Consider the following 7,405-nt stretch of genomic DNA (forward strand, 5'->3'; position numbering starts at 1 on the left):
CGCCTGGTGTTCAAATTGGTATCAAGCTAAATCTGGCAGATGCGGTGTTCTGAGACTGGCGGGGCCAGGCTCGTGAGGTAGTAAAGTGTGAAGTAGCTCTGAGCCGCGGGCCAAGTCAGGGTGGGACCGGCAAGCCGCAGCGCGGGCTGCCCGTGCATGATCACGGTGCCGGTGAGTTCCAAGTCGAACGTCAGGTCGCTGCTGGTCTTGGTTTGCTGGTGGATTTTTCGCTAATCCCCCAACGCGGCCCGCAGGTTGGCGAACATGCTTTTGCCGGCCTCTTTCGTCACTGGCACCTTGGCTTTGGCGGAAACGTCCTCGACCAAATCCGCCGGCAGTTCCTTCAAGAAAGGCGAGGGGTGGCACGGCACCTGGTTGCCAAATTTTTTGCGGGTGCCACAGTGGCTGATGGCCAGGGTTTCCCGGGCCCGGGTGATCGCCACGTAAAAGAGGCGGCGCTCCTCATCCAGGGTATCTTCGATTTTGGAACGTTCATGCGGCAGCAAGCCGTCTTCCACCCCCACGATATAGACATGCGGATACTCGAGCCCCTTGCAACTATGCATGGTGATTAGTGTGACGGCGTCGCCGGGCTTCTCTTCGTCTTCATCCTCCCGGTCGTTATCGAGGGAGATTTCTTCCAGGAACTCCTGGAGCCGCTCCATGGGTTTAAGGGTGGTCTGATTACTTTTGTCCAAGTCCGCCGTGAGATCGCGCAAGTTGCGAATCCGGCTTTCTGCCGCCATCGGGTCCTTCTCCGAGCGTTTCAACTCGTTCCAGTAGCCAATTTCCTCCAACCAATGTTCGGCCCACTGGCGCATGGATACCGCCTTGGTTTCCGTGGACTGCAACACCGAGCGCTGGTGTTCGATCCAGCGGGCGAATTCCTGGACGCTTTCGCGGGTTTTTACCTGGAAACTGGCCTGCACGTATGGCTTGCACAAGGCGGCATACACCGAGCATTTATGCTCCTGGCTCGCCGCCAACAGCCGTTCCATGGTCACATCGCTCAACCCGCGCGCCGGGGTGTTGGCGATGCGCAGCAGGCTGACGTCGTCATGCGGATTGAGAAACATCTTCAGGTAGGCCAGGAAGTCCTTGACCTCACGCCGGTCAAAGTAACTCTGCCCGCCGATCAAATGGTACCGGATGCGGCCGGTGCGCAGTGCGGTTTCCAAGGAGCGTGACTGCTGATTGGTGCGGAACAGGATGGCGTTATCCCCCCACGGCACCTTGCTCACCATCCGGCTGTACTCGATTTGTTCCACCACCGACCGCGCCTCGGTCTCATCGGTGTCATACGCGTAAAGGGAGATTTTGCTCCCCTGCCCTTTTTGCGACCACAGGTTTTTACCCCGGCGTTTGGTGTTGTTGCGGATCACGGCGTTGGCCGCCTTCAAAATGGTGTTGGTGGACCGGTAGTTTTGTTCGAGCTTGATGACCTTGACGCGCGGGAAGAATTTTTCCATCTCCAGCAAGTTGGCAATCTCCGCGCCACGCCAGCCATAAATGCTCTGATCATCATCGCCCACGACGCAGACATTTTGATGCTCCTTGGTCAGCAACTGCAATAACTCAAACTGCACCGAGTTGGTGTCCTGATATTCATCCACCATGACGTAGCGGTACTTGGCGCGGCAGGCCTGCAACACGTCGGGATGCTCTTTCAACAGGCGGATCGCCAGAACCAGGAGATCGTCGAAATCCACCGCATTGCAGGCGTGCAGGGCGGATTCATAGCGGGAACGCAACCGCTCCGCCAACTGGTAATCGGCATCATCGGCGAGCTTGCCTTTCAGCGCGCCGTTTTTATAGCGGCTGATGCAATTCAGCACCTTGGCCGGCTCAATCAGGTCCCCCTTGGCATGGATATGGCTGAGAATCTTTTTCAGGGCGCTGAGCTGTTCGGATTCGCTGTAAATGACGAAGTTACGCTTATAACCCAGCAGCTCAATGTATTGGCGCAGCAACCGGGCGCAGAAGGAATGGAAGGTGCTGATGGTGGGTGCTTCCGGCTTGGGTTCCCCCTCGCGGGCACGCGGGCGCGGCACCAGTTCCTTGACGCGTTCGGCCATTTCGCGCGCGGCCTTGTTGGTAAAGGTGACCGCCAGAATATGACCTGGAGAAATGCCCTTGGCGACCATGTGGGCAATGCGAAAAGTAATGACCCGCGTCTTGCCGGTGCCCGCACCAGCAAGAATCATCACGGGGCCATCCGTGGTAACCACGGCCTCCCGTTGCTGCGGATTTAATGTCTGCAAATTCAACATGGAGCGGCGGAGTGTAGAGCGGCGCTTGAGAATGGCAAGCCGGATTCAAAAGCCGGATTCAAAAGCGACTCCTTTTTGTGGATGTGACCGTTTTAAAGATTATTTTTGAATGGCCTTCATGGATATACGAACTGCAACAGGAGTTATGCAGCACATCAACGCCGCCCCTGAGCCGGAAAAAATCAGGTCATCCCGGCCCAAAGTAATCTAACCCCGCACGCATGTTAGCCGATGGCTATGACAGCTCTATAGCTCTGCGCCAGAGGTGCTAGGCGTTACGCTTACAAATGTCGAGGCAATTGGCGAAATTGGCGAAATTGGCGAAATGAGAATGGCCTCTTTGATGAGGCGGCAAAATTGTTTTTTGCTGGTGTGATGATGGGTGCCGCCTTTGAACTTAAGGTTCCGGGCGGACTTGTACTCGACCACAAGGCGTTCGACGCGAACAATGCGGATAAAGTCGTTTTGCGTTTTCCAGATTTGACTTTGTTGGAGTTTCATAGGCGACAATTCATCAAGAGCAGTGACGACTCCAGCAACCGCGTGCGCGTGGGCACTGGCGCGGTCGAGACAGACTCCGGGCAGACTGAACCTAAAAACTACCCACGACTCCGAGATGGATGCGTGAACGGTAGTCATTATAACCCAAGCGACGATCGAACAGTTGGTACCCGTAATCGAATCGCATCGAGAGGTTGTTGCGAATTTTCAAGCGAAACCCTGCACCCACGGAGGAAAGATTGGCGTTAAGTTGATCCACCCCCCGATTATAATTCCGGGAATAAATCGCCGCATAATCTTGAAACACCAGAAATTGCAGTGACCCTGATTTGATTTGATCATCAATCGAACCTGGTTTTGCATGGCTGGGGCAAAGCCGATCGAAACCCAAGGAAATGGCCGGAGAATAGATTTCATTGTTAATGATAAAACCGGCATCGCCATTGGCTACACGCTCATCGTAGCCGCGCACTGTGGAATAACCACCAGCGCCAATTTGCTCGCTGGCCAGGAGTCGGTTGTTGGACCATTGGCCGTTGGCCTGAATAACCCAGCTAATGCCCTTGTAAAGTGGCGTTTCACGGCGCACCTGCAAACGTCCGTAGAAGTACTCGGCGTCTGACCCAGTACGGTTGGCTTGAAACTGGCGGTCATGACTTGCTGAAAACCACCCACCTGGGCCATAATACCATTGCAAATCCATCGAAGTAACACCAAACCGATCTGGCAGCGAGGCGTCATAATCCAGTAACCATTGGCCAATTTCTACCGGCACCCGAAAGACGGAAGCACCACCAAACGCCAAGTCATTATCCGTGCGTTTATAATCGAACCCAAGAGAAATGCCATGCCGCAAGCCGGAAATCGGTTGAAGTGGCACACGATAACGCGCCCCAACCTGATAGAAATCACCACTTAATGTGATTGGATTCATTTTAATAGTCGCCAAGTTCGCCTCCAGTCTGGCATAGGATCCATAAACCGTCAGGGTGTGTTGCCAAGGTAATGGGGCAACGTAACTCAAGGAATGCGCCTTGAGATACTTGAAGTCAATATCCGCCATAAACTGGTAATTCAACTGGTGATCCAAGCCGAATACATTCCCGTAATTTAATCCTCCAAGCACCCGGTGGTCGCCCATGATCTTGTTTCCAGAATCTTCATAACCGAGAAACACCCGCGCCGGAAAACGATCCTGCACGCGTAACTCGACATCCGTATTGTTATCGGCCCCGGCGGCGGGCGCCTGGAATACCATATTGATCTGCCGGAAGAATGAATTTTGATTGGCAAGATCAATATCCTGATTGATTGAGGAAGAACTCACCCGTTGGCCTTCCTGAAGGTGGAATTTGCTTTTCACCAGATTATCTGAAAAGTACTTGCGCCCCTCATTCACGACCCGTACTTTGTTGATTTTACCTTCGGTAACAATGAGTTGCACCACGCCGTTCTCGATGTTCTGTTCCGGAAACCAAACATCAACGAGCAGCCGGTCCAATGACCCTTGGCAGAAACGGATGATGTCTTTTTGCATCCAGCGCAGATCGGACAATCGCGCCGGCCTGCCCAAATACGGTTTGATTATTTTTTCCGCGTCTTTGACCTTCAGGAAATCCACACCGCGCACTTGCACCCCTGTAATTCCGCTCACGCTGGTGGCATTCAACTTCTCGCGACTGTCAAGGATGACCACGCCTACAAGTTTGGGAATGGCAACAGGCTCCGGGTCGGCAACACCTCCGGTGGGTGTAGCGGGAACCAGAATTGCCGGTGTCTGCGGTTTTTTGGGTTCGAGCGCCGGATTGCTTTGAGCGTGAGCCTGCCCACCAACCAATGCGGTGAAGGTAGCAACCCCCAACATGAATCGTATCATCCTTGCCATATGTTTTGTGTAAGCTGGTTTTGTGTCGTTAAATTCCATGTTTATTTGCGGCGTAGCCTTTAATGCTGACTGTGAGACAGTGACAAACCGTTTAAATATTCATTGAGACCATTTATATATGTGACCGGCTTGCTGGCGGTATCACTTAAGATTCGTTTTCTAAGTTCAGGATCAATCGTGATGGCAGGCTCGTTTTGTGGAGTTCCTGCCGGTGAAGCCAGGATCGGCAATAAGATCAAAGTGCGTCCGAGCATGGTATCCGGTACCAAGCGCATGGGCGCTTCGCCAGGCAATTTACCGAATGACTGGCGATTGTAGTCATCATAAATACTATATTGATTTCCTTGAACATTAGCCAGGGTTGGATCAAGCACACGGTTATAGATACGGTTCTTGGCGTTCATCAGCACGATTTTGTTGGCGAGCAAATCCAAGGTGCCGACGAAGGGACCAGATTGCGAGATCGTGAAGGTGGCGGTGGCCAAGGAAGGAGCGGTATGGACCTTGAGTGTGCCCTTCCAATTGATTGGGTCACCCTTGGCGTCCAAGATGGGGTCAATCACGAAATCAGAACCATCATAGATATCTATGTTCTGCAACTGCCCCTGACTGCTCAGGTCGGTGAAGTGGACCCGACCTTGGAACACGTTGTTTTGCGAGTTGAGTGCGAACGTCACAGGAGCCGGACTTGCTGGGGCAGAATCCAAAATGAGCGAAGTGTCGCCGGTAATCGAAATGGTGCTGCCAGGCACTTGATCAATATCCCCGCCAACCGTCGCGGTTAAATTGCCAGCTACCGTGGTTGATCCAAAGGTCAGTTTATTGATATCTTTAATCGTCACATTTTGGCCTTTAACCACGCTGAATGTTTTGAAATCGTTACCTGCGTTGGCCAGCGTGACATCCTGTGGAGTGCCCGCACCGTTCTGGGCATTGACTGTGGTCAAGCCATTCCTGGCAATCACGGTTTTGCCGCCAACTTGGGTAATCGGGCCGCCACTGTTGAGGGTTAAGTTGTGTTGAACAGTAACATCATCAAGCTGGAGGGCATTGACATCCGTCAAGAGGACGTCGTTGGCATTAACGATTTTGACCGACTTGAAGTCATTGTTCGCATTACCCAAGTTAATGTTTTGAGGCACACCACCAGCGCTTTCCGCCTTCAAGGTCATTAAGCCGCTATTAACAGAAAGAGCTGCGACTTGACCAATATTTCCTCCGGAAACGATGTCCAGATTTGCAGCCGTCGAACCTTGCAGCAAAAGGTCATCCTGCTCCGCGATGAAGGTATCGCCACCGGCTTTGTTCAAGTCCAGAGTGGTAACCTTGGTGCGCAGGCGCGCAGCGGATGAGCCCACAGTGCAAATGCCTTTCAAGAATAATGTATTGGCTGCGATAAGCCCGTTGCCGGTCAATGCGTCGCCGTTGTCGAACGTTACAGCACCAAGCGGCCCATTGGCTCCGGCACCCACATCACCCGACACCTGTATTTTGCCGGAGGTGATCACTTGAAATGCTCGATTTGCGCCTGGTGCGTTGGCATCAACCGTTGAATTGAAGGTTATGTCTCCTGCCGCAACGGTGGCTAATACCGTGTCCTTTTGCAGTTCGATGGCATCATTATAGGTTTGGTTTAATAGGGTTCTGACGCTTGGATTGGCAGATGTCCCTGCAACGTTCAGCACGGTCTTGCCGCCGCGATTGGCAGGATCTGCATCCGTAGTCAGGTTGGCCACGGTTGAAACACTGCCGACTTTGCCATTGAATATTTCATTCCCGGCAGTGTTCGCGGTCAAGGAGGCAGGCCCGTCCACCGTAGAATCGAACTCAATGTTCTTCCCGGCAATATCGGTCAAAACCGCGCTTTGCTGGAGAGTTACAGCCCCGACAAAGGTTTGGCCTCCTGAGGTGGTTTTGATGCTCGGATTGGCTATTGTGCCACCTGCAATATTTAGTTTGGCAGCATCATTGACTACTACTGAGCCAGCATTGACACCACCCACAGTTCCGACCGGTGCTACCGTCATATTAAATTGAGCTTCACCGCCAACGCCAATCGCAAGGTCGGCATCGGTACTAAGCTTTGTCAGTGCAACCACCGCGCCGATGGGAGCATCAAATATTTCATTGCCCAAGGAATTCACCTCTAGCGATTTTTCACTGCCTGCGGTTTGAGAATCAACGGTATTGTGGAAAGCAATAGTGCCGCCGTTGACACTGGAAGATTTGACATTGGCTCCGATCCTAACCGCGTCGTTATAGGTTTGATCACCCGTGGTTTTCACCAGCATGTTGACGTTGACTGTAGCATCGCCAATGACGGTGCTGCCTGCGGCATCGGTAGTAACACTCTTCAATGCTTGATTGCCGCCCACCACATCGCGGAACGTCGTCGTCCCGGCCGTGTTCGCCACCAAGGTTCGATTGTTAGCCACCGCATCCGCATCCACCGTCTTGGCAAATGTAAGATTACCACTACTGGTACTGGCAACAACCGTATTAGCACCAAGGGTAACCGTGTCGTTATAGGTTTGGCCTCCCGTGGTGGTGACCGCCCCGCCGTTGATCGCCGTGCTGCCCGACGCATCCGTCGTCAAACTAGCCAATGGCAACGTGCCACCCACCACACCACCAAAGGTCGTTACACCAGAGCCGTTCACTTGAAGCGTGCGATTGGCACCAGCCGAATCCAAAGTGGTAACGAATTTGATGTCGGTACCATTCAGGACCGTGTTCGCGCCCAACGTCA

General features: G+C 53.1%; 4 protein-coding genes. All 4 read right to left on the minus strand.

What is annotated here, in order from left to right:
* Nucleotides 1-230 precede the first annotated feature (230 nt).
* Nucleotides 231-2,270, minus strand: a complete 2,040-nt coding sequence (locus WCO56_27865; GenBank protein ID MEI7733420.1) for a UvrD-helicase domain-containing protein — start codon at nucleotides 2,268-2,270, stop codon at nucleotides 231-233.
* Nucleotides 2,271-2,516: 246 nt separating this feature from the next.
* Nucleotides 2,517-2,771, minus strand: coding sequence for a hypothetical protein (locus tag WCO56_27870; protein MEI7733421.1), 255 nt, complete (start codon nucleotides 2,769-2,771; stop codon nucleotides 2,517-2,519).
* 91 nt (nucleotides 2,772-2,862) lie between these two features.
* On the minus strand, nucleotides 2,863-4,695 hold the full coding sequence (locus WCO56_27875; GenBank protein MEI7733422.1) for a ShlB/FhaC/HecB family hemolysin secretion/activation protein: 1,833 nt from the start codon (nucleotides 4,693-4,695) through the stop codon (nucleotides 2,863-2,865).
* A 20-nt stretch (nucleotides 4,696-4,715) separates the two neighbouring features.
* A partial coding sequence (locus WCO56_27880; protein ID MEI7733423.1) for a hypothetical protein occupies nucleotides 4,716-7,405 on the minus strand: 2,690 nt, incomplete at its 5' end.

The organism is Verrucomicrobiota bacterium (assembly GCA_037139415.1).
Classification (GTDB): domain Bacteria; phylum Verrucomicrobiota; class Verrucomicrobiia; order Limisphaerales; family Fontisphaeraceae; genus JBAXGN01.